This is a genomic window from Acidobacteriota bacterium (genome assembly GCA_028875575.1).
In the GTDB taxonomy this organism is placed as follows: Bacteria; Acidobacteriota; Terriglobia; order Versatilivoradales; family Versatilivoraceae; genus Versatilivorator.
On sequence record JAPPDF010000080.1, the window covers coordinates 60,192 to 84,884 of the forward strand.

22 protein-coding genes are annotated in these 24,693 nt (G+C 61.2%); 12 read left to right on the forward strand and 10 right to left on the reverse strand.

Features of this window, described 5'->3' with window-relative positions:
* The first annotated feature begins 199 nt into the window (after positions 1 to 199).
* Positions 200 to 1,210 carry an aldo/keto reductase gene (locus tag OXI69_11925; protein ID MDE2666848.1) on the forward strand — a complete coding sequence of 337 codons (1,011 nt, stop codon included), beginning with the start codon at positions 200 to 202 and terminating at the stop codon, positions 1,208 to 1,210.
* Between the two features lie 45 nt (positions 1,211 to 1,255).
* Positions 1,256 to 2,137 (forward strand): hypothetical protein, encoded by an 882-nt coding sequence (locus OXI69_11930; GenBank protein MDE2666849.1) that lies wholly within the window; start codon positions 1,256 to 1,258, stop codon positions 2,135 to 2,137.
* Between the two features lie 386 nt (positions 2,138 to 2,523).
* Here the strand turns inward: OXI69_11930 and OXI69_11935 are convergent, their stop codons facing one another.
* The 4 genes from OXI69_11935 to OXI69_11950 all read right to left on the reverse strand — a co-directional run bounded on the left by OXI69_11935 (position 2,524) and on the right by OXI69_11950 (position 6,963).
* On the reverse strand, positions 2,524 to 3,294 hold the full coding sequence (locus tag OXI69_11935) for an SDR family oxidoreductase (GenBank protein ID MDE2666850.1): 771 nt from the start codon (positions 3,292 to 3,294) through the stop codon (positions 2,524 to 2,526).
* The gene (locus OXI69_11940; GenBank protein MDE2666851.1) at positions 3,294 to 4,628 is read right to left on the reverse strand and encodes an aspartate aminotransferase family protein; all 1,335 of its coding nucleotides are present in this window, start codon (positions 4,626 to 4,628) and stop codon (positions 3,294 to 3,296) included. Before OXI69_11940 ends, OXI69_11935 begins: the two co-directional genes overlap by 1 nt.
* A gap of 60 nt (positions 4,629 to 4,688) precedes the next feature.
* Positions 4,689 to 5,633: an aminotransferase class IV gene (locus OXI69_11945; GenBank protein MDE2666852.1), complete on the reverse strand. Its 945-nt coding sequence runs from the start codon at positions 5,631 to 5,633 to the stop codon at positions 4,689 to 4,691.
* 124 nt (positions 5,634 to 5,757) lie between these two features.
* Entirely contained in the window at positions 5,758 to 6,963 is a 1,206-nt protein-coding gene (locus OXI69_11950) for a DegT/DnrJ/EryC1/StrS family aminotransferase (protein MDE2666853.1), read from the reverse strand.
* A 499-nt stretch (positions 6,964 to 7,462) separates the two neighbouring features.
* Between OXI69_11950 and OXI69_11955 the strand changes: the two genes are divergently transcribed.
* On the forward strand, positions 7,463 to 8,113 hold the full coding sequence (locus tag OXI69_11955) for a M23 family metallopeptidase (protein MDE2666854.1): 651 nt from the start codon (positions 7,463 to 7,465) through the stop codon (positions 8,111 to 8,113).
* Between the two features lie 152 nt (positions 8,114 to 8,265).
* The gene (locus OXI69_11960) at positions 8,266 to 8,628 is read left to right on the forward strand and encodes a zinc ribbon domain-containing protein (GenBank protein ID MDE2666855.1); all 363 of its coding nucleotides are present in this window, start codon (positions 8,266 to 8,268) and stop codon (positions 8,626 to 8,628) included.
* A 26-nt stretch (positions 8,629 to 8,654) separates the two neighbouring features.
* Here the strand turns inward: OXI69_11960 and OXI69_11965 are convergent, their stop codons facing one another.
* Complete coding sequence (locus tag OXI69_11965) at positions 8,655 to 9,761, reverse strand: DegT/DnrJ/EryC1/StrS family aminotransferase (protein MDE2666856.1); 1,107 nt, start codon at positions 9,759 to 9,761, stop codon at positions 8,655 to 8,657.
* 194 nt (positions 9,762 to 9,955) lie between these two features.
* On the opposite strand from OXI69_11965, the gene OXI69_11970 reads away from it, so the two are divergent.
* Positions 9,956 to 11,233 (forward strand): sialidase family protein, encoded by a 1,278-nt coding sequence (locus OXI69_11970; protein ID MDE2666857.1) that lies wholly within the window; start codon positions 9,956 to 9,958, stop codon positions 11,231 to 11,233.
* Between the two features lie 9 nt (positions 11,234 to 11,242).
* Here the strand turns inward: OXI69_11970 and OXI69_11975 are convergent, their stop codons facing one another.
* The 3 genes from OXI69_11975 to OXI69_11985 form a co-directional block, all read right to left on the reverse strand.
* Positions 11,243 to 12,013 (reverse strand): RraA family protein, encoded by a 771-nt coding sequence (locus OXI69_11975; GenBank protein ID MDE2666858.1) that lies wholly within the window; start codon positions 12,011 to 12,013, stop codon positions 11,243 to 11,245.
* Positions 12,014 to 12,148: 135 nt separating this feature from the next.
* Positions 12,149 to 13,078, reverse strand: coding sequence for a DUF6430 domain-containing protein (locus OXI69_11980; GenBank protein ID MDE2666859.1), 930 nt, complete (start codon positions 13,076 to 13,078; stop codon positions 12,149 to 12,151).
* A gap of 11 nt (positions 13,079 to 13,089) precedes the next feature.
* Positions 13,090 to 13,593: a TIR domain-containing protein gene (locus OXI69_11985; GenBank protein MDE2666860.1), complete on the reverse strand. Its 504-nt coding sequence runs from the start codon at positions 13,591 to 13,593 to the stop codon at positions 13,090 to 13,092.
* Positions 13,594 to 14,040: 447 nt separating this feature from the next.
* Between OXI69_11985 and OXI69_11990 the strand changes: the two genes are divergently transcribed.
* Positions 14,041 to 14,952, forward strand: coding sequence for a hypothetical protein (locus OXI69_11990; GenBank protein MDE2666861.1), 912 nt, complete (start codon positions 14,041 to 14,043; stop codon positions 14,950 to 14,952).
* 62 nt (positions 14,953 to 15,014) lie between these two features.
* On the opposite strand, the gene OXI69_11995 is transcribed toward OXI69_11990, so the two are convergent.
* Both OXI69_11995 and OXI69_12000 read right to left on the reverse strand, forming a co-directional pair.
* Positions 15,015 to 15,353 carry a GIY-YIG nuclease family protein gene (locus OXI69_11995; protein ID MDE2666862.1) on the reverse strand — a complete coding sequence of 113 codons (339 nt, stop codon included), beginning with the start codon at positions 15,351 to 15,353 and terminating at the stop codon, positions 15,015 to 15,017.
* Positions 15,350 to 16,474 (reverse strand): DGQHR domain-containing protein, encoded by a 1,125-nt coding sequence (locus OXI69_12000; protein MDE2666863.1) that lies wholly within the window; start codon positions 16,472 to 16,474, stop codon positions 15,350 to 15,352. Before OXI69_12000 ends, OXI69_11995 begins: the two co-directional genes overlap by 4 nt.
* Positions 16,475 to 16,863: 389 nt before the next feature.
* Here OXI69_12000 and OXI69_12005 point away from each other — a divergent pair, with 389 nt between their 5' ends.
* The 6 genes from OXI69_12005 to OXI69_12030 all read left to right on the forward strand — a co-directional run bounded on the left by OXI69_12005 (position 16,864) and on the right by OXI69_12030 (position 24,691).
* Positions 16,864 to 17,718: a tetratricopeptide repeat protein gene (locus tag OXI69_12005; protein ID MDE2666864.1), complete on the forward strand. Its 855-nt coding sequence runs from the start codon at positions 16,864 to 16,866 to the stop codon at positions 17,716 to 17,718.
* A 51-nt stretch (positions 17,719 to 17,769) separates the two neighbouring features.
* Positions 17,770 to 18,933: a molybdopterin-dependent oxidoreductase gene (locus tag OXI69_12010; GenBank protein MDE2666865.1), complete on the forward strand. Its 1,164-nt coding sequence runs from the start codon at positions 17,770 to 17,772 to the stop codon at positions 18,931 to 18,933.
* Positions 18,934 to 19,546: 613 nt separating this feature from the next.
* Entirely contained in the window at positions 19,547 to 20,788 is a 1,242-nt protein-coding gene (locus tag OXI69_12015) for an FAD-dependent oxidoreductase (protein ID MDE2666866.1), read from the forward strand.
* Positions 20,789 to 20,818: 30 nt separating this feature from the next.
* A complete protein-coding gene (locus OXI69_12020) occupies positions 20,819 to 21,085 on the forward strand; it encodes a sarcosine oxidase subunit delta (GenBank protein MDE2666867.1) in 267 nt (88 codons plus the stop codon).
* A complete protein-coding gene (locus OXI69_12025) occupies positions 21,078 to 23,996 on the forward strand; it encodes a 2Fe-2S iron-sulfur cluster-binding protein (protein MDE2666868.1) in 2,919 nt (972 codons plus the stop codon). The genes OXI69_12020 and OXI69_12025 overlap by 8 nt, the downstream gene beginning before the upstream one ends.
* Positions 23,993 to 24,691 carry a hypothetical protein gene (locus OXI69_12030; protein MDE2666869.1) on the forward strand — a complete coding sequence of 233 codons (699 nt, stop codon included), beginning with the start codon at positions 23,993 to 23,995 and terminating at the stop codon, positions 24,689 to 24,691. Before OXI69_12025 ends, OXI69_12030 begins: the two co-directional genes overlap by 4 nt.
* Positions 24,692 to 24,693: the final 2 nt, after the last annotated feature.

A 24,693-nucleotide genomic window follows, 5' to 3' on the forward strand; every position in this document is an offset into this window, starting at 1 on the left:
GCCTTCCCGGGCAACCCGCAATGACGGGCCGGCGGCCTTCCCGGCCCGCCTTGACTTGCCGCCGGACAACATCAATAATGAGTGGCTCCGTACGTTAGTGTCAACCGGCCGCCCGGCCGCCGGTCGGGAACTCATCCGACCGTCCATCCCCCTCAGACCGACATCGGCCAAAAGGGAATTTCCACTTGGGGAGTCGACCATGAAACTTAGAAGGCTGGGCGCCAGCGGCGTCTCGGTTTCGCCCATCTGCTTCGGGACCATGCTGTTCGGGAACCCGACCCTGGAGAAGGAGGCCACCAGCCTGATGCACCAGGCCATCGAACGCGGCCTCACCTTCATCGACACGGCCAGCTCCTACGAGGGCTACAACCGCAGCATCGGGAGCTCGGGAGGCGTGGCCGAGGAATACCTGGGAAGAATCCTGAAGGGCAAGCGAGATCAGGTGGTGCTGCTGACCAAGATCGCCAACGCTCTGGGGCCGGGCCCCCACCAGAAGGGCGGATCCAGAATCCACCTCCAGACGGAGCTGGAGAATTGCCTGCGGCGCCTCCAGACCGACTGCGTGGACATCCTGATGCTCCACTGGCCCGACCTGGAGACCCCCTTTGAAGAGAGCCTGCGCACCCTGGATCTGTTCGTGAGACAGGGCAAGATTCGCTATTTCGGCGTCTCAAACTACCTGGCCTGGCAGATGTGCGAGCTGCTCTGGCTGAGCGACCGCAACGCCCTGGAACGGATCATCGCCTACGAACCGCCCTACAGCATGCTGCGCCGCGACATCGAAATCTCCGAAATCGGCTTCTGCAAGAAGTTCGGGGTAGGCATCACCCCCTACCAGGTGCTTCACGGCGGATGGCTGAGCGGCAAGTACCGGCCGGGTGAGACTCCCGCGGGCAGCCGCCTGGCGGAAGCCCCCGGTTGGATGCGTCCGCTTTCCAGCGCCATCTGGGAGAGAATCGACGTGGTCAAGGGCCTGGCGGCAGAACTGGGCGTCAGCCTGGCCGAATACTCCATCGGCTGGGCCCTGAGGCATCCCGAGATCAGCTCGGTGATCCTGGGCATTCGCAATCAGAAACAGCTCGAAAGCTCGATCCGCGGGGCCGAGGTGGAAATCCCCCAGGAGCACCTGGACAAGATCGACGAGCTCTTCCCGCTGGCCATGGACCTGCGATGGGACTTCGGGGGGCCCAAGGTAAGAGCTTGGGTGTAATGTTGGATTCTCACCATTGAGCCATTGGAATAGAGGTCAGTTCCCATGCAAGCACTGAAAATAGCCGCGGTGGCCATGAACGGGCTGCTGGGCCAGGCGAAAGAAAATCTGCGCTCCATCGACCGGTGGGCGGCCCGCGCCAAGGACTCGGGGGCCGATCTGGTCCTGTTCCCCGAGTTGGTGGTGCACGGGCACAACGATCCCAATACCTGGTACGCGGCCGAGCCCGTGCCCGACGGGCCCAGCGTTGAACACCTCTGCCTGCTGGCCCAGGCCCTGGATCTCTACCTCAGCGTGGGTCTCAGCGAAAAGGAACGCGACATCGTCTACAACACCCAGGTGCTGGTGGGCCCCAAGGGCTTCATCGGGGCCCAGAGAAAGATTCACCTCTCCCGGGACGAGGTCATCCACTACGAGGGCGGCACGGAGATGCTCGTCTTCGACATCGGCAAGTGCCGGGTGGGCACGATCATCTGCTACGACAACTCCCTGCCCGAGGTCCCCCGAATTCTGGCTCTGAAGGGGGCCGACGTGCTGCTGATGCCCCACGCCGCCCGGCTGAAGACGTGGACCGACGACCCCGAATCCGAGAGAGAGGCAGCCGCCTATTCGGGCCGCTACTTCCACATGATCGCTTCGGCCCGAGCCTACGAAAACAGTTGCTATACCGTGCTCTGCAATCAGGCCGGACGAGCCGGGATCGTCGACACCTACCCCAAAGACAGCCCCAATCAACCCAACCATGCCGGCGGCTGCATCGTGGTGGACCCGCTGGGCGAGGTCGCTGCCAGGACCTCATTCGACAAGATCGAGGAGGAAATGGTGGTGGCCGACCTGCTGCCCGAGAAGCTTTGGGAAGCCCGCAGCCAACCCAACTACACCCTGCGCCAGAGACGCCCCGAACTGTTCGACGCCCTGGTGGAGTAAAGGAAGTGGTTAATGGATAGTGATCAGTGGATAGTGATCAGTGGATAGTGGTCAGTGGTCAGTTTCACGCTCCCAAGCTGGCTCCAGGAAACCATCATTAGAAAATTCCCGTTCCCTGGCAGTGTCTTGGTTTTGGGGAGAGCGGCGAGGCCGCGGTTGACGTGGGTTTCCCGGCAGGACGCCACCTACAGGCCACCCTTATAAAGCAGCGTAGCTGCGGCTCAGGGTAGCCCCGGGCGGGAGCCCGGGGTCGTATGGATTCTGCGCTGGCACAGCCGCGAAGGCGGCGATTTAGCAGCGTCCTCCCAAAACGCGCTGCCTTCCCTAAATTGCGTTAGACGCACCTCTTTTCCCGCATTTTCCCCACGAGTACAGGTACCCGGTGGCTACGGCATCAGCATCCCGCCGTTGACTTCCACAATTTGTCCGGTGATGAAGGAAGCGTCCGCGCTGGCCAGGAATAGAGCGGCCCCCACGCAATCTTCCGGCTGGCCGTCGCGGCCCAGCGGGATGCGCTGGATCAGGCCCCGGTAGAGCTCCGGAGGGGTCCGCCGCTGGTGGATGCGGGTCCAGATGACGCCCGGAGCGATGGCGTTGACGGTAATGCCGCGCGGAGCATACTCCTTGGCCCACCCCCGCACCAGGTTGTTCAGAGCCCCCTTGGCGGCCGTATAGGTGATGGTCCCGGGACCGCCGCCGCTGCGGCCGCTGATGGAGGAGGTAATGAGGATCCGTCCCCGGCCGTCCGGCAGGTGGGGGACGGCGTGCTTGACGCACAGGAAGACCGACTTGCAATTCAGGTTCAACCCCGCATCCCAGTCCTGGCTGGACAGGTCCTCGGTGGGGCAGCTCTCGGTAGGGCCCCCGGCGTTTGCCATCAGGATGTCCAGCCCGCCGTAGGTCCGCACCGCGGTCGCGACGGCCTGCCTGACCTGGTCCTCGTCGGTCACGTCGGCGCGAAGGGCCAGGGCCTGCCCTCCCAGGGCCGCGATTTCGGCCACGGTGGCCTCCGCCTCCGTGGCGCTTCGGGAATAGTTCACCACCACCCGGGCCCCGCAGCGGGCCAACCCCACGGAGATGGCCCGCCCTATCCCGGTGCCGCCGCCGGTCACCAGGGCAGTGCGTCCCTCCAGGTCCACCGTCAATGGCCTCGTCATCAGGTCAACTCTTCATCCAGGACAGCCGCCATCACCTCCACGGCCTCCTGCAAGGCCTCCCGGTCGATCGTCAGCGGAGGCACGATCTTGAGGAAGCCCCGCCCCGTCACGAACAGCAGGACACCCCGGCGGACGCACTCCAGGGCCACCCGATCGGCCATCTCCACCCAGGGCTGCCCCGTGTCCGGATTCCTCAGGTGAATGGAATAGAACAATCCCTTGCCGTTGACCTGGCCGATCGATCCAGGATGCCTCCGCGCGACCGGTGCCAGCCACTGTTCGAGCAGTTCTCCCAGCTCCGCCGCCCGTTCCACCAGCCCTTCTTCCTCCATCAATTCCAGGTTGGCCTCGGCGGCGGCGGCGCAGACCGGGTTGCCGCCGAAGGTGCTGGACATCTCCCCCGGGGGAGCCAGGTCCATCACCTCCCTGGCCCCGATCACGGCCGAAACCGGCAGGCTGGAGCTCAGCCCCTTGCCGCAGGTAATCAGGTCGGGAGCCATGCCGTAGTGTTCAATGGCGAACATCTTCCCCGTCCGCCCGATCCCGCACTGGATCTCGTCCACGGCGATCAGCACCCGATGGCGGGTCGCCCAGTCCCTCAACTCCCGCATGTATTCCAGGGGATGGCAGGCGGTGGTGACGCCTGGAATGGATTCCAGGATGATGCCGGCGACGTCCAAGGGGTCCAGGCCGCGGGACTTCAGATCGGCGGCGAACCCGTTTTCGCCGGGAGTGGGAAGCAGAAAATGGCCGAGCTGATCCCGGGGGATGCCGTCCACCCGGTCTTCTCCCCCGCTGGCCGCCTTGGCCGCCAGCGTCCGCCCGTGGTAGTTCCCCTCCAGCGACAGAATTGCCGCCTTGCGGGGCGAGATCCGCTGGCCGTGCCGCCGCATCAGGGTGATGGCGCACTCGTTGGCTTCGGTTCCCGATGAAAACAGGATGGCCTTGTTCAACCCGGGAGGCGCCAGCTTGACCAACCGCTCCAGCAGCCGCTGCCGGACTTGTCCCGGGTAGGCATAGGTGAACAGCAGCGGCGAATCCGTCTGTCTCCTGATGGCCTCCAGGACGCGGGGATGGGCATGGCCGCTGTTGGCCATGACGATGCCGCTGCTCAAGTCGATCCACTGGTTGCCGTAGGGGTCGCACACCTGGAACCCCTGGGCCCGATGCCAGACTATGGGCACCATGCCGGCCATGGACCGCGGCTCCACCTCCCGCAGGCGCCGGATCAGATCGATGGATTGGGGAACGGGAATGGGCGTGACGATACGGCGGAATCGGGTCTTCACCGGGCGGGTGGGCGCTGGCGTCAGATCCAATACGCTCATTGCCATGGTACCCAGCTCCTCAGCAAAAGGATGCCGCAAACGGGAGAGTAGACCAGCGGCTGCGATCTAGCCGGAACCCTCCATCTCCTTGACTCTCGCGGCATATTCGTCGGCTTGAGCCACGATGTCCACGCCCACCGTCTCGCTGAAGCCCGCAATGAGCTTTTGAGTGAGCGGGCCCGGCTTCCCATCGCCCAATTGCATTCCGTTGATGCGGGTGCAGGGCATGACGGCGAAGGTGGTGGCGGTGTGAAACGCCTCGTCGGCGTTGGCGACTTCGTAGGCCCCGAAATCTTCCTCCGACCAGGGCACCGACATGGCGGTCAGTAGATCCAGGACGGCGTTGCGCGACACGCCCACCAGAATATTGTGGCTCTTGGCGGTGAGCACCCGGCCCTGGCGCACGATGAAGAAGTTGGAGCCGCTGCCTTCGGTGATGAAGCCCTGATCGTCGGTCAACAGGGGCATGGCATGGGGGTCCATCCTGTGGGCCTGCAGGTTGGCCATCTGGTAGTGGAGGCGGCTTCTGTTCTTGACCTTGGGATCGATCAGGTAAGCGGGCACCGATCTCTGGGGGACGATCACCGAGTGGACCCCTGAGCGGTAGAGGGGGCCGTTGCCGGCCAGGTGCCACCACAGGGGCCAGCAGTTGATGGAGACGGTGGGCTCGACCGCACCTCCGAACACGCTCCTGTATACGGGGAGCGGCCCTCGGGAAACGTCGTGCATGATCTGGACATCGGCCCCGTCCACCACGGCCAGGTTCCTTTCCAGGGTCTCCAGGGTAGCCTGCTCCATCTCCTCGATGGTCAGGCCGCAATCGATCTCCAGGTACTTGAGCCCGGCATAGATGCGCTCCAGATGCTCCTTGAGCCTGAAGGGTTTTTGGCCGTAGGTCCGGGTCATGTCGAACACCATGTCCCCGAACATGAGGGCCGAATCGAAAATGGAGACCCGAGCCTCCTGTTCGCTGACAAACTCTCCATTGAAATAAACCGTTCTGCAGGACATGTCGATTTCCTCGAATCCCCCCGGCCCATCCTCCGGAGGCTTTGGGGGGCAGCAAGTGGGCCGCCCGCCCCCAGGCGGCAATTCGCGGACCTGCAGGTGGGCAGGCATGCCGGTCCCTGCCGGGCTAGCCGGTCCGCAACTGTTGAACGGCCGAGCGAACGCTGTCGGCCATGTAGCCCAAGGTCTCCTCCGGCATATCCGACCAGAAGGGAAAGCTGATCATGTTGTCGAAAAAGGCGTCGGTGTTTGGCAGGCGGATGTTTCCGTAGCCGAAGGACCGGAAGAGCTCGGAGCGATAAAGGGGCCAGTATTGGACAATGCACTTGATCCCGTAGTCCCGATGCAGCAACTGGATGAGGTCGTCCCGCGTCCCCCGCGTTCGGGAACTGTCGAAGTGGGCCACCAGCAGGTGGTAGGCGTGCAGGTGGCCGTCCGGCACCCTCTGGAAGGAGAGCTCGGGAACATCGGCCAAGGCGTTGCGAATCAGGTCGGCCTGGTCCCGCCTGCGGGCATTGATCGCATCCAGGCGCCGGAGCAACCGCCGTCCCACGGCGCACTGCACCTCGCTCAGACAAAAGTTGAAGGGCCAGACTCCCTTCATGCCGCTCACCAGGTTTCCCATGGCCGGCACCCAGTAACGCTCCCGGTCGCCGGCAAAGGGCCAGTTGCCCATCCAGCGGAGCTTTCTGGCCCGCTCCCCGTCGGCCGGATCGCTGACGGTCAGCATGCCCCCTTCTCCCAGGGTGGAGATATTCTTCTGGTTGTGGAAGCTGAAGGCGGCAAAGTCCCCCATGGAGCCCGTCCTGCGGCCCTTGTAGACCGCGCCCGGGGCCTGGGCCACGTCCTCCACCACCTTGAGGCCGTGCTCCCGTGCCAGGTGGAGAATCGGGTCCATGTCGGCCGGCAAACCGTAGAGGTGGACCACCACGATCGCCTTGGTCCGCCCGGTCAGGCAGGCCTCGACATGCTCGGCCGACAGCAGCCGGGTGGCCGGATCGATATCGCAGAAGACCAGCCGGGCTCCGGTGCGGGCGAAGGGAACGGCGCTGGACACGAAGGTGTGAGCCGGAAGAATGACCTCGTCCTCCGGGGCCAGTCCGCAAAGAGCGGCAGCCATCTCCAGGGCCGAGGTGCAGCTGCTCACGGCCAGGCTCTCGGTGCAGCCGACGTACCGGGTGAATTCCTGTTCGAAGGCTCGCTGCTGCTCTCCCTGGCTCCAGGTAGGACTGTTGCGAATCGTCTCCATGACCACGGCCTCTTCCTCGGCGTTGAGCCGGGTCTGGACCGCGGGGAAGTCCACCTGGCGCCGCGATGAGACCGATTCGGGCATTCTGGCTTCCCTGGATTGCCGGTTGGGATCGATTCCTGAAACCGGACTATCCTATGGAAAGGCGACGGAACCTGTCAAATGCAATGCGGGAGGAGCACGAAGGGGCTCTCGCGAGGCACGAATGTTTCTTTGACCCGGGCAATCCGGTTTGCTATAGTCTCCGCGGCTGCGGTTCGTCAGCAGGAATCCGGCACCCCGGATTGCCGTTTCCTCCCTCACTTCAGAGAATCGCTTGAAGTCATACCCCAACCGCCCATGTTCAGGCCGCCGGCCGATCCGCTACCGGGGACTCGTAGCCGTAGTGGTTCTGCTCAGTTGCTTCGGTCTGGTGGCGCTGACCACCGGGGCGCTGGATGTCGCGCGCAATACCGAGCAGTGGTTGGACAATGAGCGGCTTCGCAGCGAACTCCGCCATTTCAAGCAGGAAAATCAAGATTTGAGGCAGACGCTGCAGCGAGTGGGAGACCGACTCTCCTCGTTGGAGTTGCTGGCCGAAGAGGTGCAGGGTATTTCCCGACTCACCGCCAAGCGGGGGCGGAACGGGAGCCCCTCCCAGGTCTATTTCAGCCAACTCACCGTCTCCGAGGGCGACAGCGCACCGCTGCCGGCACGATCGGAGGCGTTTCGCAGCCTGCTTGAAAACGCGGACCGGCAAATCGACGACCTTGCTCAACACTACCGTTACAGATACCTCCGATTGAGCCACACTCCCAGCACCTGGCCGGTCGAGGGAATTCTGAGGGATCGCTTCGGTATCATACGGAATCGGTTCGGCACGGGACAGTCACGGTTCCATCGGGGCATCGACATTTCCACTCGCCCCGGCAGCCTGGTGATGGCCTCGGCCGACGGGACGGTTCATTCCACCAGCTGGCGCTCCAACTACGGCAAGACAATCATCCTGAAGCACCACTTCGGGCTCTCAACCGTCTACGCCCACCTCTCCGGCTACAACGTGAAATCGGGTGATGTGGTCCAGCGAGGCCAGGTGATCGGCTTCGTGGGAAACACCGGACGATCCACCGGGCCTCATCTCCACTACGAGGTTCGAATCGGAGATATGTCGGTCAACCCCCTGCGGTACCTCTCCCGCCAAGCTCATGCCACTTTGCCGAAGCTGAAGGGAATCAATATTTCGGTTGCCAGGTGACCTCCCTGCGCGGTGATACCCGAGTCCCATTATTGCAACCAGCCGGCCCTTGTCGTGCAGTCGGTCCCGCGATTGAATTCATGCCCTACAGTTGCTAGAATCTCCAGCCGCTTTCGCCGGGTCCCTGGCTGATTTCCCGGAGGTTGGCGCCTATGCCGATTTATGAATATGGCTGCGATGCCTGTGGCAAGGTTCTTGAGGTCATGCAGAAGTTCTCCGATGAACCCCTCAAGACCTGTCCCGACTGCAGCGGCCAATTGACCAAGTTGATCTCCAGGACCTCCTTTCAGTTCAAGGGCACCGGCTGGTATGTCACCGACTACGCCCGCAAGCCGGAATCCCAGCCCAAGTCCGAGGGTGAATCCAAGCCTGCCACCGATTCAAAATCGGGCGCGGAAGCCAAATCCGGCGCCGAGTCCAAGCCCGCCGCCGAGTCCTCCGGGTCCGGCAACGGCAGCCAGCCGTCGGACTCCGGCTCCAAGAGCGAAAAGACTTCCTCCTCTCCTAAACGCTGAGCTGCTGTTTCCGAGTGGGAATTGCGTCAGCTCTTCCAGAAATCGCGGACCGCGCCGGCGACCCGGTCCGTCTCTTCGCGCGTCAGTTCCGGAAAAATCGGCAGGGAAAGGATCTCCTCGGCCAGGGCTTCGGCATGGGGACAGGACCCCTTGCCGTCTGCCCATTGCCGGTAGGCCGGCTGGAGATGCAGCGGCATGGGGTAGTGGATGGCGCAATCCACGCCTTCGGCCCGGAGGAACTCGGCCAGCCTGTCGCGACGAGGAGAGCGGATGGAGTACTGGTTATAGACGTGTCTGACCGCTGGAGCGCGGTAAGGCGCGGTGGGCGGGAGAGGCTGCAGGGCCCGGTCGTAAGCCTCGGCGATCCGGATGCGCTTCTCGATCCAGGCCTCCAGATGAGGAAGCTTCACCTTGAGGATGGCCGCCTGCATGGAATCCAGCCGGCTGTTGAGGCCGGGCAACTCATGCCGGTATCGTCCTTCCGCCCCGTGCAGGCTGATCATGCGGCATCGTCGGGCCAGGTCGGGATCGTTGGTCAGCAGCGCTCCTGCGTCTCCACAAGCACCCAGATGCTTGGCGGGATAGAAGCTGAGACAGCCGATATCGCCCAGGGCCCCGACGCATTGCCCCCGATAGCGGGCTCCCACGGCCTGGGCGGCGTCCTCGATGACCCGCAGTTTTTTCTCCCGGGCAAGGTCCAGGATGGGATCCATATCGGCGGGATGTCCAAAGAGATGGACCGGCAGGATGGCCTTGGTCCTGGAGGTGATCCGCTCCCCGATCCGGCCGGGATCCAGGTTGAACGTCCGCGGATCGATATCCGCAAAGACGGGGCGGGCTCCCTGCAGCACGATGGCCTCCACCGTGGCGGCAAAGGTGAAGGGAGTGGTGATGACCTCGTCGTCCGGGCCGATCTCCAGGGCCATCAGGGCAATCCGCAGGGCGTCGGTGCCCGAGGCGCATCCCACGGCAAAGCGAACCCCCAGATAACGGCTCAAGTCGGACTCCAACTCGGCCACGGCCCGGCCCATGACAAAGTCGCAATCTTCCAGAACCTGTCGGACGGCGGCCTCGATGGGCTCCCTGAGGGTCCGGTGCTGGCGTTGCAGATCCACCATCCGGATGGGCGGCATGGCTGAAATCCTTTCCGAGTCGGCCCCTGTCTGAGAAGGCGGTCTCCGGTTCAATGCTAGAGAGATAAGGAGACGTTTCCAAGGCTTATTTTGTGGATTCCCCTTCCTCCCCATCCCCGCCGGAGATAACATCTGCAGGCAGCTTGGCGGTACCCGCCAACTCCACGGGACGCTCGACCAGAATGGAGGTTCCCATGTCCGCGACTTCTCCCCGAACGGCCAGTGGCTGCCCGCGTCTCTTCCGGACAATCCTCTCCCGGTTTCAAAGTCTTGTCCTGGCAGCCGCCGCCATAGCGGCGTTGGCGACGGGAGGATGCGGTCCCGGGGTTCTCCAGTCTGCCGACCCGGTCCGGGTGCTGAATCCCAAGGCCATCGGAAAAACCCAGCTGGTTTCGCAGCGGGTTCCCATCGGCATCCCCGAGGACTACAAGCCCTGCATCGCCCGCTTGCCCGACGGTGAATTGCTGCTGGTGGCCTTCCACGCGCCCCGGGAGGGAGGCGTCCCTGAAGAGTACGCCTTCCTGTACCGCTCCGAAGACGGAGGCCGCAACTGGTCGCGCCGCCGCAGACTGGAGGTGCTGGGACGGGAACCCTATCTGTCGGTCACCTCTGACGGCACCGTTTTCCTCAGCACCCATCTCCTGTCCAGGGCCCGTGGCAACCGGGAAGGCTACACCCAGAGCTTTCTCTACCGTTCAACCGACGGAGGAGACCGGTGGGAGGGTCAGCGCATCGGCTTCCAGGACCTGGAGGGAATGGAGGGGCCGGGTACCGTGGTGACCGGCCGCAACGTTCTGGAACTGGAGAGTGGAGAACTGGTCTTCGCGGTCGGGGGCAAGGGGGGGCACGAATTCCTCTGGAGGTCAAATGACGGCGGAAAGACCTGGGACCAGTCCCTGGCCTGCCGCTTTGGAGGCGTGGACCAGAGCGCCCTGCCCTTTCCTATCCTGGGCGAGGCCTTTCTCTGGCAGGCCCCCAACGGCGACCTGCTGGCCATCTGCCGCATCACTCCCAAGTACTTTCCCCCCTTGCCGGGAACGGAAATTCCCGGGGAGACGATCGACCATTTCGAGAGGATGGTCCTCTACCGCTCCCAGGACGGCGGTCATCACTGGTCGCTGGAGGAGTTCGGCAGCTACTACGGAGAGATGTACCCCGCCCTGATGCGCTTGCAGGACAGCCGCCTGCTGTTCACCTTCACCATGAGGGCGGCCGTGCCTCCCAACATCCCGCCCCTGGGCGTTCGAGCGGTGTTGGGCCGGGAAGTCGCGGAGGGCTTCCAATTGGACTTCCGCAATGACCGTATCGTTCTGGACGCCAAGAACCCCGTCGGCATGCTCAGTGGCGGGGGGTTCGGACCTACGGTGCAAGTCGAGGACGGAACGCTGGTCACCAGCTACTCCTACCGCACCCCGGACGAGAAAACTCACCTGGAAATCGTCCGCTGGCGGTTGCCGGAGGCGGCGAAATAGGCACCATCCTCAATACCGGCCGTACTTGGCCAGGGCCTTGAGCATGGACTTGGTCTCCTTGATCAAGGGAATCATGGCGCTCTCCTTCTCGTCGTATTCCCGGATCAGGGCCAGCACGTCCTCGGCCCTGTCGGCGGGTACCACCACCACGCCGTCGCTGTCCCCCACGATGTAGTCGCCCGGCCTCACCGGGACACCGGCGCAGATCACGGGTTCCTGCATGGAAACGCTCACGTAGCGCCCGACCACCGTGGCCGGGCTGACCGCCCGGCTGTAGACCGGGAAGCCGATGCGTTCGATCTCCTCGATGTCCCTGGCGGCTCCGTCGATCACCGCTCCTGCCAGACCCCGGACGGTGGCGGTGGTGGCCATGAGGTTGCCGATGCCGGAAACGTGCAGGCCATTTTCCAGGACGTAGACCAGAACGCTCCCCGCGGGAGCCTCGTCCAGCACCTGCAGGTGGTAGTTGGGGTACTTGCGTTTGTCGGTGGTCAGGATCGGCCTCAACAGCGCCGTCGCCGCCGGACCCACCACCTTGGCCCGGAAGATGGGCTTCATGTCGTGGCTCATGAATCCGGCCCGACCGGTAGTCGTCTCGATGGCATCCGCCAGGTTGCCGGTGCTGGCCTTCTTGAGCGCCTCGATGATCTGGGCCTGAGTGAGGCTTTCGGCTCCCGGCTGCGCGGCCGCTCCCGAAGCAGGGCCGAGACGTGACAGCAGAATGATAACCAGGCAAAGTCCGATTGCTAGCGTCGCGAACAACGCGCTTGAACGTTTCATGGGAACTCCTCTCCTTGGAATCAACGCGCTTGGGGTAGGTTATCGCGTTATCGTTATCCGCGACTGTAAGGTAGTGGAAATTGAATGGAACCCTAAAATGTGCGAGAAAGCTTGGTGAGTAGCTTTACATACATTCTAAGTCATAGTGTCGACAGGAGTTCCTTGTAGCGTATGACTACCCGCAACAGATTGATAGGTGCATTCGTGCTCAAGAAATTTCCGAAGTGCTTCCAAGTCAACCTTGCCTTCGTTCAGGTCTGATCCTGGGATCATAATAGATAGTTTTTCGGTTAGCTTGCCTTCACGAGATGACGCAACAAAAGAACGAATTAAATGCTGCACAAGCTTCTCTTTCGGAGTATTAATTCGTGAGAAACCTGACCCGAGGATCGGACAAACTAGATTCTCCATCCCCCCCCTTTCTCTTAGCTGACTCCACATGATTGGAAGAGCATCTAGCAGTTCATCTAGTGTCGATTGTGCCACGCGGTTGTTATTTAGAGACGCGATAGAAACAAAATACGCTTTCCTATTCTTCAATATCACCGGGCAAACTGTGCCGCGTCCGTAGGAATTCCGCTTGCCGAATCTCTTACTTGTCACCGGCAACTCAGATTGTATTGGTATATCTGTTAACGATTCGTTCAATTGAGTGTCAAGTTCCCTAACATCGTGTGCAAATCTCAGCGTAAACTGACCTTGAATACTTTTCTCAGAAATCGTGTGGTCTTCCATTGATGTGTCAAAGGTCGTATTGCTACCGATGATGAATGCCCCTTCTCTCTTGAACATATCTCCAACACGCAATTCCACAATAATATCTGTGTCTGATATGAGAGAGCTTGGAAATCTCTGTCTTGAGTTCCACCCGGCGTGTAGGCTCGTGGCCGAGGGGACTACGAACCAAGCTTGTTCTAGAATTTTCAAGAGTAGAATGTTGTCAGGAACAAGCCAAGATAACATTCTCTGCAAGCTAAGCCAGATTCCCAATCCATAGAAAATCCCACCAAAAAAGGGGCCAATGGATGGCCTTATCCACCAATAAATCGTTTTAAATGATGGCATGTTAAAAGCTTTCAAAGATTGAGCTCTTGGTAAACAGAGTCTGTGTAGTAATACGCATCAGATTCTCCACGCTTCTTGAGTTCTCGATGCCTGTGAGGCCAGTCCTGTAGGGCATACTGGAGAATCTTAGAATTGAAACTAATGTGTATTGCGAGTTGGTCTCGAATTACTGGTGGACAACGATCTTTGTCAAGAGATCGTTTTTTATTTAGATTCACCCCAATGATAGGTAGTCCAAGCACTACCGCCTGTTCCAACTCCCACCTTACGAACTTATATAAGTACCTAGTCTGCGATCCGATTAGCGACACGACTATCTTTGAGTTTAGTAGCCGTACCCTTAGTCGTCTCTTTATTGTTTGTTCACTACTTGTGTCACGGGCAACGTTTAAGTCGTGAGCATCATGAAAATTAAAACTCGAATAGTCGCTTTGCTTCCACGCTTTCATTAGCCGGTAGTAGCGAATGTCGTTATCTCCGTCAAACGACACAAAGATTTTATTGCGATAGGCCATTGCTTATGCTCCTTCGTGGCGATGGATTGCGGCGCTTCCCCCATTTAGGTCCAGTTCGAAAGTAAGGATATTGATTCAATTATCCCTTCCATCGCGTCTAGGGGAAAGTGGAATATATGGAGAATTTTTCACGGTCTAGCAGCAACACAGCCTGTATCTCCCGACAGACGAAACTGCCCCGGAGTGAAATACACTAACGCACTGTGGGACGCTCCCGGTTGTAGTGAATCCGCCAAGCCTCTATGTTGCGCCGGCTTCCAGATCAACAAACCAGTACACCCTCAGACACGCATCCCGGAAATTGGCGTTGAAGCTTTCCATTAGCCCATCTTCAACAACAAATGGATGTTGCCAGATCTACGATTCGGAATACTTTCATGTGGAGGATCCTCCTTCAGGGCCGGACTTGGCGGGGGAACCTATTCACGCTGAGGCAGGTTCAGGATCATGCCTATACTGACTGCATACTTGGACGAGAGCGGACACGTAAGGGATCCAAAACTAAATTTTGTGGGAATGGCTGGGTTTGTTGCACCTGCTGCCAATTGGGACACTCTCGCGCCGGAGTGGCACAATATTTTAGTGAAAGCTGGCTTTCAGGAACCGTTTCACATGAGCGAATTTGCCCACTCCAGAGGGCAATTCACTAGGTTTAGGCGCAATGAATCTGAGAGGCGGAGATTCTTCGGAAAATTGCTGGGTGCTATTAAGCGTAGCCGGGCAACACCAATAGGAGCAATCATCTCGCTCAACGCTTACGACGCGTTGACCCGATCGCAAAAGGACTCATTTGTAGACCCTTACTATGTTGTGTTTCAGATTTGCACACGTTATGCGGCGCTGAAGACTGACCCAGGTGAATGCGTAGACATGGTTTACAGCCGCCATGCCCAATTCGGCACAGTTAACAGTTCAGCGCGGAGGGACAAAATACCTGGAAGGGGAAGAAAACTGTGGTACGCGATGAAATCTGACCCACGATACGCATCCCGCTTGAGGAGATTTTCCGCAGCATCGCCCAAGGATCATGCGGAATTGCAGGCCGCCGACCTTTTTGCATACGAACTTGTCCATGAGTTTGAGAATCGGATCGCGCGACCTAAGGACGCCATGCGCCACGGGTTGCGCCAGATCCTGAGCATGCAGGCTATTCCAGCGCCGAACATTGACCTGTTGGATAGGAAAGAGCTTCTTTACCTCGTCAAACGCAGTGGCTTTCCAGACCAGACTGGAGTCGCAGAGGTCGACGAGATGGTGAGGCTATCGGCAAAGCAGGCAATGGTGAAGTGGATGCAAGAACGCGGCGGTGTTTCTAGTGGGATGCACGTAGTGTGGGATGAGCCGTCGTTCCTGAAATGACCGGATGAGGGATGGTGTAGCCAACGGTAATCGTCTCAGTATTTGAAACCGGTGACCATTTTTCAAACTGAGATTGGCGAGCAGATCCTATTTAATATCGGGCGGTTACCATCTACTAATTCGCATTCATGTTGCCATGTTCTCTCCACTTTCTGAAACTCATCGCATTGGAGCCAATAAAAGAAAAATGCCCTGCCCTTCTCTGTCAATGAACGCTTCCCTGGATCATCTAAGTGGTCTCCAAAACGCCTCCGCAGATTTCTGGTGAGCCCTACATAGAGAACAACACCCTCGAACGACACGAGCGCGTAGCACCCAGACTTCGCAGGAATGAAACGCTGCCGATCACGCCGGAAGTTTTCTCGGTGCTCAGGAAAGGGCTTGAGAAGTGAGACTTTCACAACTCGATCTCACCAGACATAGCTGGTTTGTGGAGCGCCTTAGCCATTTGTTGAGCAACGTGTGCTATCGCAGCTGCGTTTAATCCACTTGCCTTTCCACCTCTGGCCCACCATTCCGAATGCCCGACACCCGCATATTCACCCTCAACATTATCAAAACAAGCTGAGAGTAAATCTTTCATTGCTTGGACCGTGAATTTGCTGTCGTTCTGAAGCTTTGTGAAAAATGGAATTGAAAACCGAGAAAATAGCTCCACGCCGTTGTATCTGTACAAAACCGACGCATTACCGTCATCGACAAGGTCAGCAATGGCCTTCCAATAATTTAGAAAAATCCTCTTTTCCTTATTGAAATCGTTTAGGACAGCTATCGGATTATTTGCGGTCAATACGTATTTGACAATCGCCTTTACCATGGACCGCTGGTTTATCATATTGGCACTTGGATCATTTGCCATCCTTATCTTCCCACACCATGGGGAATTCGGTTCTTCATTCAGAAAGTCTGCAAGTCGAACGGCCTTCTCGACCTCGCCTCTTTCCACAACATTGAGAATCCATTTAGGAAGACTTGGAATATCTTCTACATCCAAGGCTTCGGTCAATCGCGCCACGATCCGTTGTTCTACTGCCTTATCGACACTTTTTTGGGTCGTATTGACGATTAGAAAATGGCACATTTGATGGAGTTTGGGTAAATTTACAGCGATATTTACTGGGACTACGAATTCGCGCACCCTATGGTCTTTCTTCGCAGCCACCTTCAGACCCTCCAAGCGATGTTGTCCGTCAACGACACTAAAAGGTCCTATGGTGGCCGTATCGAAATTGATGGTGTTTGTTGAGGCGTCGAAATCTAGAGGCTTGTCGGTCGCCAACAACACTGATGTAGGCAGGAATGCATCTTGATCATCCTGGCCCTTTACGATGTAGTCGGCCAGTTTTCTGGCCCGTGCTCGGTTCAATAGTCGCTGGTATCCAGAGTCACCTGCAGCACTGGGATCCAAGGTCTCGACAGAATAAAAAGAATCCTGAGTTAAGACTTTGACCTTTATCGCTGTCGCGAACAAGGTCAACTCACCTTGCTGCACCTTTGCCACTGGAAGTTTGAGTATTGCCATCGTAAGGTCTACAAAGAATAAACTCTACAGACTATACCATGCCAGCGTTGACGGCATGCATGGCTTCGATGCCCGAATTGCCGGAATCGGCATTCCACCGGAGAATGTCCCAGAGCAGGTCGCTTCACATATACAGGGAACGTGGGTGAATTCGAATCTGGATCTTCGTTGAATCTTCAAGCAGTAAGCAGTTCGCGAATGTTTCGCTTCACGAATGCCACCACCACCTCTGGACCATGGCCGTTACCCTAAAAGAAGGTGCAACATTAAGTATTGAGGATGTTCCGAGGGGGTTTTAAACTAGCCCAGGCTCTGGCATGGGGAGGTACAGCATGGGTGGTGGATCGTCGGTTGGGCCGCGAAGCATCCCGTCGCAGCAGCAGAGACCATTGCGCCCGCAATGGGCTCGTCCCCTGAGCCTCATCGCTTCCCTCGCGGTTCTGGGGAGCGTCGTCCTGGCCGAGGATGGGTCCGTGACCGACCTGCTGTCGCAAGCCCGGAGCGCCTATCGAAGCGGGGATCATTCCCGGGCCATCTCCCTGGCGACCCGGGCCGTGGAACGCGATCCTCAAGACCCGCGGGGGTTCTTTTTCCGCGGGGGGCTCCACGAGATGCAGCGACGTCACCACCTGGCCATTGCCGACTACGATGCCGTGCTGAAGCTCGACCCCAACGCAGTGGAGGTCTATAACCGTCGAGGCAGCGAGCACTTCAAGCTGGGCCACATCGAGGCCTCCATCGCCGACTTCGACCGCGCCATCGAACTGAACCCCAGGCAGGAACCCCACCACTGGCAGCGAGGCATTTCCTACTACTACGCCGGTCTCTTCGAGAAGGGCCGGGCGCAGTTCCAGTCCCATCAGCAGGTCAATGCCAACGACGTGGAGAACGCCGTGTGGCACTTTCTCTGCGGCGCCCGCCTGGAGGGGGTGAGGAAGGCCCGCCAGTCCCTCCTGAATATCGAAGGCGATCGGCGGGTGCCCATGATGGAGATCTATCGACTGTTCAAGGGAGAGGGAACCATCGATGAAGTCATGCGGGCGGCCCGGGGTGGAGACAGCGCCCCCCAGGTTCGCAACCGGCAACTCTTCTACGCCCACCTCTACCTGGGGTTGTACCATGAAGCCCTGGGAGACGAGACCGAGGCCCGTCGACACCTGGTCCTGGCCGCGGACCGCTATCCCGTCAACCACTACATGGGGGACGTGGCCCGGGTCCACGCCGACAGACTGAGACAGCAGTGAAAGCGGAAGGTATCGAGAGGCGGGCGTTTTCCGACAACATGGAGGTGTGAAATGGCCAAAGGCATCAGCCGCAGACATCTGTTGCAAGGGAGCGCCGCCCTGGCCGGGTGGGCCGCCTCGGCGGTTCCCACACTGGCACTGCCTCCCCTGGAGGCGGAGGAGACGGTGGTCCCCTTCACCGATTTCCCGGACGATTTCAATCCCAATCCCCGTCCCGGCGTTCGCTACCTGGATACGCGCAAGATTGAAAGCTTCCTGACCCCCGCCAACCAGTTCTTTGCCGTTCAGCATTATGGCCAGCCGACCGTGGACCCGGCCGGCTACCGTCTCCGCATCGACGGGCTGGTGGATTCTCCCCGGGAACTGACCCTGGACGAGTTGAGGCAGCGGCCGCGTTCCACCCACACGGCGGGGTTCGAGTGCTCCGGGAACAGCCCCCGCAGAATCAATGGGCTGGCCGGCAACGCCCGCTGGGTCGGAGTCAGCCTGAGCAGCCTCCTCAAGGAAGCGGGAATCAGGCCCTACGCCCGCGAGGTCGTGTTCTGGGGGGCGGACAAGGGAACCGAGGAGGTCTATCACGGCGGAACCACTGTCAACGTGGAGCAATCCTTCGGAAGAAGCCTGGCCGTGGCGGACGCCATGAAGTCGGAAGTGCTGGTGGCCTACGAGATGAACGGCGAGCCGCTCTCTCTCTATCAGGGTGCGCCGGCCCGCCTGATCGTGCCCGGCTGGTACGGAGTGGCCAACGTCAAGTGGCTGACCCACATCCACGTGCAGGACCGCCGATTCATGGGAAAGTACATGGCCCGCGAGTATGTCACCCTTCGAGGCATGCCTGACGGGGAAGGCACCATCTGGAACGAAACTTCGGTCAGCCGCATGCGCCTGAAGTCCATGGTGGCCCGGGTGACTCGCAGCGGCTCCCGCTGCAGGATCCTGGGGTTCGCGCTGAACGACGGCACGCCCCTGAAGGCCGTTGAGGTCAAAATCGACGGGGGACCCTGGAAACCGGCCGCCGTCGACCGGCGTTCCACTGCCTATTCCTGGAAGCTCTTTACCTGCCTCTGGGAAGACGCCACCCCGGGAACCCACACCATCGTGTCGCGGGCCATCGACGCCTACGGCAGGGTTCAGCCCGAAGCCGGAGACCTGGAGCTGAAGAAGACCTACTGGGAGGACAACTCCCAGTTTCCGCGGACCGTGATGATTTCCTGAGTTGAGCCAATTTGAAACAACAGACAAAAAGAGTTATCCACGAAGTGACACGAAGGACTACGAAATGCCACTAAGGCGTTGGAGAAAACTCAAGAGGGGTGCGCCAAACGTCGGCAAGGAGTTCAACGAGGGACACAAGGGACAAGAAGGATTTGTCCGCGAAGGGGCAACAAAGACCGCGGCGGAGCCCGGGGGCACTTCCCACCGCATCGTGATTCACAGGGATTATTTGCATCGATGCACAGGATACACAGGATTTTTTTCAGGAAACGGCTAGCTTTCAATGCCGAGAATCCGCAAATCCGCATCGGATCATCGCCCGAGATGTGTTTTGCTGCAGAAAGCTCTCGTCCTGTTAATCCTGTGCATCCTGTGCATCGATGTTCAATCTGTACCATACCGGTTCAACGCGACATGCCACCTGCTCGCGATAGCCAATATGGATCCCTTGTTTCAGCCTCGTTTGATCCGCACCGTCGTAAGGGGCGGGGGGGTCTTGTCTGAAACACCCCTGTTTCTCCCTGTATGATCAGCCCCATCGCATGGGAAGGCGACGCGGCCACGTGAATAGTGGTTGGTGGTGCCCCATCCCCAACGCACTCCGGAAACCTGCATGCCCTTTGGATTGCTACGATTCGGAATGAGCCGGCACTATCCGGAACCGCGCATGTTCCGATGCCCCGACCGGCTGAAGCCCCACTACGACGCCGTCATCATCGGGGCCGGCGGTCATGGCCTGGCGGCCGCCTACTACCTGGCCCGGGACCACGGGATCCGGGAGGTGGCCGTCCTGGAGAAGAGCTACCTGGGCGCCGGCGGAACCGGACGCAACACCGCCATCATCCGTTCCAACTACCTGACGGCCGAGGGCGTCCGGTTCTACGACGAGAGCCTGCGCCTGTTCCGGGACCTGTCGGCCGACCTGGATCTGAACCTGTTCTATTCCCGGCGGGGGCATTTCACCCTGGCCCACAGCGACGCCACCCTGCGGACCATGCGCTGGCGGGCCGAGGTCAACAAGCACCTGGGGGTCGACAGCGAACTGGTGGGGCCGGAGGTGATCCGCCGGGAATGTCCCCAACTGGACCTGAGCTGCGGAGGGCATACCCCGGTGCTGGGAGCCCTCTACCACCCTCCGGGAGCCATCGCCCGCCACGATGCGGTGGCCTGGGGGTATGGCCGCGCCGCCAGCCAGCGGGGCGTCGAGATCCACCAGCAGACCGAGGTCACCGGGATCCGGGTCCAGGGCGGGAGGGTGGCCGGGGTGGAAACCAGCCGGGGCTTTGTCGAAACCGGCAAGGTCCTTTCGGCGGTGGCCGGATACACGCCGGCGGTGATGGAGATGGTGGGGGTTCGCACGCCCCTGGAGGTGCACCCGCTGCAGGCCTGCGTGAGCGAGCCCCTGAAGCCCTGGCTGGACACCATCATCGTCTCGGCCAACCTGCACCTCTACGTCAGCCAGTCGTCCCGAGGCGAACTGGTCATGGGAGCCGCGCTGGACCCCTACGAGTTGCACTCCACCCGCTCCACCCTGGACTTCGTGGAGGGATTGGCGGGACACCTGCTGGAGCTGTTTCCCTTCCTGGGAGAGGTGCGGGTGCTGCGCCAGTGGGCCGGTCTGGCCGACATGACGCCCGATTTCTCCCCCATCATGGGGAAGACCCCGGTGGAAGGACTCTACCTGGATGCCGGCTGGGGCACCTGGGGATTCAAGGCGACTCCGGTGTGCGGCAAGACCATGGCCCACACCCTGGCCACCGACCGTCCCCACCCCCTGATCGAGTCCTTCCGCCTTTCCCGATTCGAGGAGTTCGACCTGGTGGGTGAAAAGGGCGCGGCCTCGGTGGGTCACTGACGGAATCGAGCAGCAGGAGGAATGCGGCAGATGAAGCTGATGCGTTGCCCCGTCAACGGCTGGCGGCCCATCCAGGAATTTTCCTACGGCGGCACCTTCCGGGACATGCCCCCGCCCGAAGAATGTTCCGACCGACAATGGGCCGACTACGTGTTTCACCGCTCCGGAGCGGCAGCTGTCAAGAAGGAGTGGTGGTGCCACCTGGCCAGCGGTGTCTGGTTTATTGCCGAACGCAACACCTCCACCGACGAGATCCTGCGGACCTACCTGTATGGGAAAGACGACCGCCATGAGTGAACGCCTCGGCCCCCAGCCGGGTGAACGGATCGATCGGGAGCAGCCGGTCGACTTCACCTTCGAAGGCCGGCGCTACCAGGGCTATCGGGGGGACACCCTCAGCACGGCCCTGTGGGCCTCCGGCGTGCGGGTGCTGGGACGCAGCTTCAAGTACCATCGGCCCCGCGGCATCTTCAGCCTGAGCGGTCTGGATTGCAACGCCCTGGCCGAAAACCGGGACTCGACCAACCTGAGGATGGACACCACCCTCATCGAGCCCGGGCTGGAGGCAAGGGCGGTCAATACCTGGGGAGGCGTTCGGTCGGACCTGTACCGCTTCACCGAGCTCTTTTCACCCTTCCTTCCGGTTGGCTTCTACTACAAGGTCTTCCACCGGCCTCGCAGCCTCTTTCCCTTTTTCGAGCGCCGCATGCGCCGAATCGCCGGCCTGGGCAACATTCATCCCTATCAACCGCTGCAGCCTACCCCCAAGCGCTACGACTACTGCGATCTGCTGGTGGTGGGCTCCGGCCCCGCCGGACTGTCGGCGGCCATCGCCGCGGCCGAGCTGGGAATGAAGGTCCTGCTGGTGGAAGAGGATCGCCTGCCTGGCGGGACCCTGGGGTTCCAGTTGCCGGGCGAGCCGGAAGCCGGGGGCCTGTTGGCAGAGCTCCTGGCCAGGGCCGCCGCCCTGCCCAACCTGGAAATGCGCACCGGAACCACGGCGGCCGGCTGCTACGCCGACCGCTGGGTGGCGCTGATCGACTCCCGGCGACTCACCAAGCTGCGGGCCCGCGGCCTGGTGGTGGCGGCCGGTTGCTTCGACCAGCCCGCCGTCTTTCGCAACAACGACCTCCCCGGGGTCATGCTGGCCTCGGCGGCACAGCGCCTGATACACCAGTATGCGGTGAAGCCCTTCCGCCAGGCTGTGGTGCTGGCGGCCAATACCGACGGATATCGGGCGGCGGTCGACCTGCACCGGGCGGGGGTGAGGGTGGCGCTGGTCTGCGACCTGCGGCCGCAAGGGGAGGCGTCAGCCTGGAAAGAGGAGGTGGCCCGGCGCCGAATCCCCATACGCACGGGCACTGCCATCTTCGAATCCCTTCCGGCGCCCGGCAAGCGAGCCATCCGCGGGGCCCTGCTCTGCCCTCTGGACGCGGGCGGAGATCCGCTGCCCGAGAGGTCCGAGCCCATTGCCTGCGACGGCATCGCCATGAGCGTGGGATGGGCCCCCGCGGACGGCATCCTCCGCCAGGCGGGCTCCCGCATGGCCTACGATGAATCCCTGCAACAGTATGTCCCGGACCGACTGCCGCCGGGGATCTTTGCCGCGGGACGGGTCAACGGAGTCTATGCCCTGGAAGACCAGCTCGAGGACGGCCGCCGCGCCGGCCGCCAGGCCGCGGCCTTTCTGGGAACGGCCCCTCCCGAAGGGCCGGCGGAGCCCCCCCGCCGGGGACCCGCCTTCAGCCACCCCTACCCGGTAGTTCCCCACCCGCGGAGCAAGAATTTCGTGGACCTGGACGAAGACATTCAACTGGATGACATCCGCCACAGCCTCCAGGAGGGGTTCGACAGCGCCGAGCTGCTGAAACGCTACTCGACCCTGGGCATGGGACCCAGCCAGGGCAAGCATTCCAATCTCAACGGCAGTCGCATCCTGGCCCGGCTCAAGGGGAAATCGCTGGCAGCCACCGGGCTGACCACGGCCCGTCCCTTCACCAGCCCGGTGCCCTTGAGCCATCTGGCCGGACGCATCTTCAGCCCCCAGCGCCGAACCCCGATCCACGCCCGCCACCGGCAACTGGGAGCTTGTTTCATGGTTGCGGGAAGCTGGCTGCGGCCGGAGTACTACCTGATCCCCGGAATCGACCGGAGGGCAACCATCCAGGCGGAAGCCGAGGCTGTTCGCGGCCGGGTGGGCGTGGTCGACGTGGGCACCCTGGGCAAGCTGGAAATCTGCGGCCCGGACGCCGTGGCATTCATTGAAAAGATGTACACGGGCCGGTTTGCCAAGTTGAAGGAAGGGAGAAGCCGCTACCTCCTGATGTGCGACGAGAGCGGAATGATGGTGGATGACGGGGTGGCGGCCCGGCTGGCTTCGGACCGCTTCTACGTGACCACCACCAGCGGGGCTTCCGACGCGGTGGCTCGGGAGATGACCCGCTGGGCCCTGCTCTGGTCGCTGCAGGTGATCGTGCTCAACCTGACGGGCTCCTACGGGGCCATGAACCTGGCCGGGCCCCGCTCCCTCGAGGTGCTGCAGCCGTTGACCGACATCGACCTGGATCCGGAGGCCTTCCCTTACCTGGGAGTCCGCGAGGGCCAGGTAGCCGGGGCACCGGCCCGTGTCCTGCGAGTCGGATTCGTGGGCGAGTGGGGCTACGAGATCCACGTGCCCGCCGACGCCGCCGTGGGGGTCTGGGACCGTATCCTGGAGGCCGGACGGGGTGCCGGCATTCGCCCCTTCGGCGTGGAGGCTCAACGCCTGCTGCGGCTGGAGAAGGGGCACCTGATCATGGGCCAGGACTCGGACGGACTCTCCTATCCGGCCGAGGCGGGGATGGACTGGGCGGTCAAGGCCGACAAGCCCTTCTTTCTGGGCCAGCGCAGCCTCTCCATTCTGAAGACCAGGCCCCTCAAACGCCGTCTGGTGGGGTTCGCTTTCCCCGAGAGCTATGGCGGGCCCGTGCCCCGGGAATGCGAGCTGGTGATCCAGGGGAGAGAGATTGCCGGCCGGGTGACCAGCGCCGCTTTCAGCCCCACCCTGAAGCAGGTCATCGGCATGGCCTACGTTCACCCGGAACTGTCGGCACCGGGAACGTCCATCTCCATCCGGACTGGTGGTCGCCGGATGGTCACGGGCCGGGTGGTGGAGCTGCCCTTTTACGATCCCGGGAACCTGCGCCAAAAGCAGGCGCCAGCCCTATGAGACCTTCAGCGCCGAGACTCGTCAGGCGAAGCCCGGTCCACGACCTGCTGGAACCCATGTACCCCGTCTGGACCGAGGTTCAAGGCATGGCCGCGGTTCTCCGATTCTCCGACCCGGAGCAGGAAGAGCGGATCAAGGAACGCCTTGCCCTGGCCGACCTGAGCTGCCTGCCCCGGCTGGGTCTGAAGGGAGCGGGCGTCCTGGCCTGGCTGCGGGAGAATGGCCTGCAGACGGCCGAGACCCTCTACGCGGTCGCACCCATTGAAGACCATGGGATACTGGTTCGCATCGACAGGGAGGAAGTGATTCTGGAAGACGGACTTCAGGGGCGGGTGGTCTCCCGCATCCGGGACCGGCTTTCGGCCAATCCCCCGGGGATCTACCGGGTGGAGCGCCAGGAGGCCTCGTTTCTGCTGATCGGATCCCGCACCAATGATGTTCTCGGCCAGACCTGCGGCCACGATTTTCGGGAATCGGCGGGGCAGGTGGTCCTGAGCCGGGTGGCCGGAGTCTCCTGCCGACTGCTGCAGTTGGAGGTGTCCGGCATCGCCGGGTTTCGGATTTGGCTGGACCCGAGCTATAGTGTGTATCTTTGGAAAACGCTGCTGGGCATCGTCCGGGAAGACGGCGGCGATGCGGTGGGGCTGGGTTGCCTCCATCCCGGCCTTTTCCAGGCGAGTTCACTGAAAGGATAGTG

Coding starts and splice junctions, on each gene's coding strand:
- OXI69_12000 (MDE2666863.1), bottom strand. CDS start 16,474: ATGGCAATACTCAAACTTCCAGTGGCAAAGGTGCAGCAAGGTGAGTTG.
- OXI69_11985 (MDE2666860.1), bottom strand. CDS start 13,593: ATGGCCTATCGCAATAAAATCTTTGTGTCGTTTGACGGAGATAACGAC.
- OXI69_12025 (MDE2666868.1), top strand. CDS start 21,078: ATGAGTGAACGCCTCGGCCCCCAGCCGGGTGAACGGATCGATCGGGAG.
- OXI69_11965 (MDE2666856.1), bottom strand. CDS start 9,761: ATGCCGCCCATCCGGATGGTGGATCTGCAACGCCAGCACCGGACCCTC.
- OXI69_11930 (MDE2666849.1), top strand. CDS start 1,256: ATGCAAGCACTGAAAATAGCCGCGGTGGCCATGAACGGGCTGCTGGGC.
- OXI69_11935 (MDE2666850.1), bottom strand. CDS start 3,294: ATGACGAGGCCATTGACGGTGGACCTGGAGGGACGCACTGCCCTGGTG.
- OXI69_11925 (MDE2666848.1), top strand. CDS start 200: ATGAAACTTAGAAGGCTGGGCGCCAGCGGCGTCTCGGTTTCGCCCATC.
- OXI69_11960 (MDE2666855.1), top strand. CDS start 8,266: ATGCCGATTTATGAATATGGCTGCGATGCCTGTGGCAAGGTTCTTGAG.
- OXI69_12015 (MDE2666866.1), top strand. CDS start 19,547: ATGCCCTTTGGATTGCTACGATTCGGAATGAGCCGGCACTATCCGGAA.
- OXI69_11980 (MDE2666859.1), bottom strand. CDS start 13,078: ATGCCATCATTTAAAACGATTTATTGGTGGATAAGGCCATCCATTGGC.
- OXI69_12020 (MDE2666867.1), top strand. CDS start 20,819: ATGAAGCTGATGCGTTGCCCCGTCAACGGCTGGCGGCCCATCCAGGAA.
- OXI69_11970 (MDE2666857.1), top strand. CDS start 9,956: ATGTCCGCGACTTCTCCCCGAACGGCCAGTGGCTGCCCGCGTCTCTTC.
- OXI69_12010 (MDE2666865.1), top strand. CDS start 17,770: ATGGCCAAAGGCATCAGCCGCAGACATCTGTTGCAAGGGAGCGCCGCC.
- OXI69_11975 (MDE2666858.1), bottom strand. CDS start 12,013: ATGAAACGTTCAAGCGCGTTGTTCGCGACGCTAGCAATCGGACTTTGC.
- OXI69_11945 (MDE2666852.1), bottom strand. CDS start 5,633: ATGTCCTGCAGAACGGTTTATTTCAATGGAGAGTTTGTCAGCGAACAG.
- OXI69_11950 (MDE2666853.1), bottom strand. CDS start 6,963: ATGCCCGAATCGGTCTCATCGCGGCGCCAGGTGGACTTCCCCGCGGTC.
- OXI69_12030 (MDE2666869.1), top strand. CDS start 23,993: ATGAGACCTTCAGCGCCGAGACTCGTCAGGCGAAGCCCGGTCCACGAC.
- OXI69_11990 (MDE2666861.1), top strand. CDS start 14,041: ATGCCTATACTGACTGCATACTTGGACGAGAGCGGACACGTAAGGGAT.
- OXI69_11940 (MDE2666851.1), bottom strand. CDS start 4,628: ATGGCAATGAGCGTATTGGATCTGACGCCAGCGCCCACCCGCCCGGTG.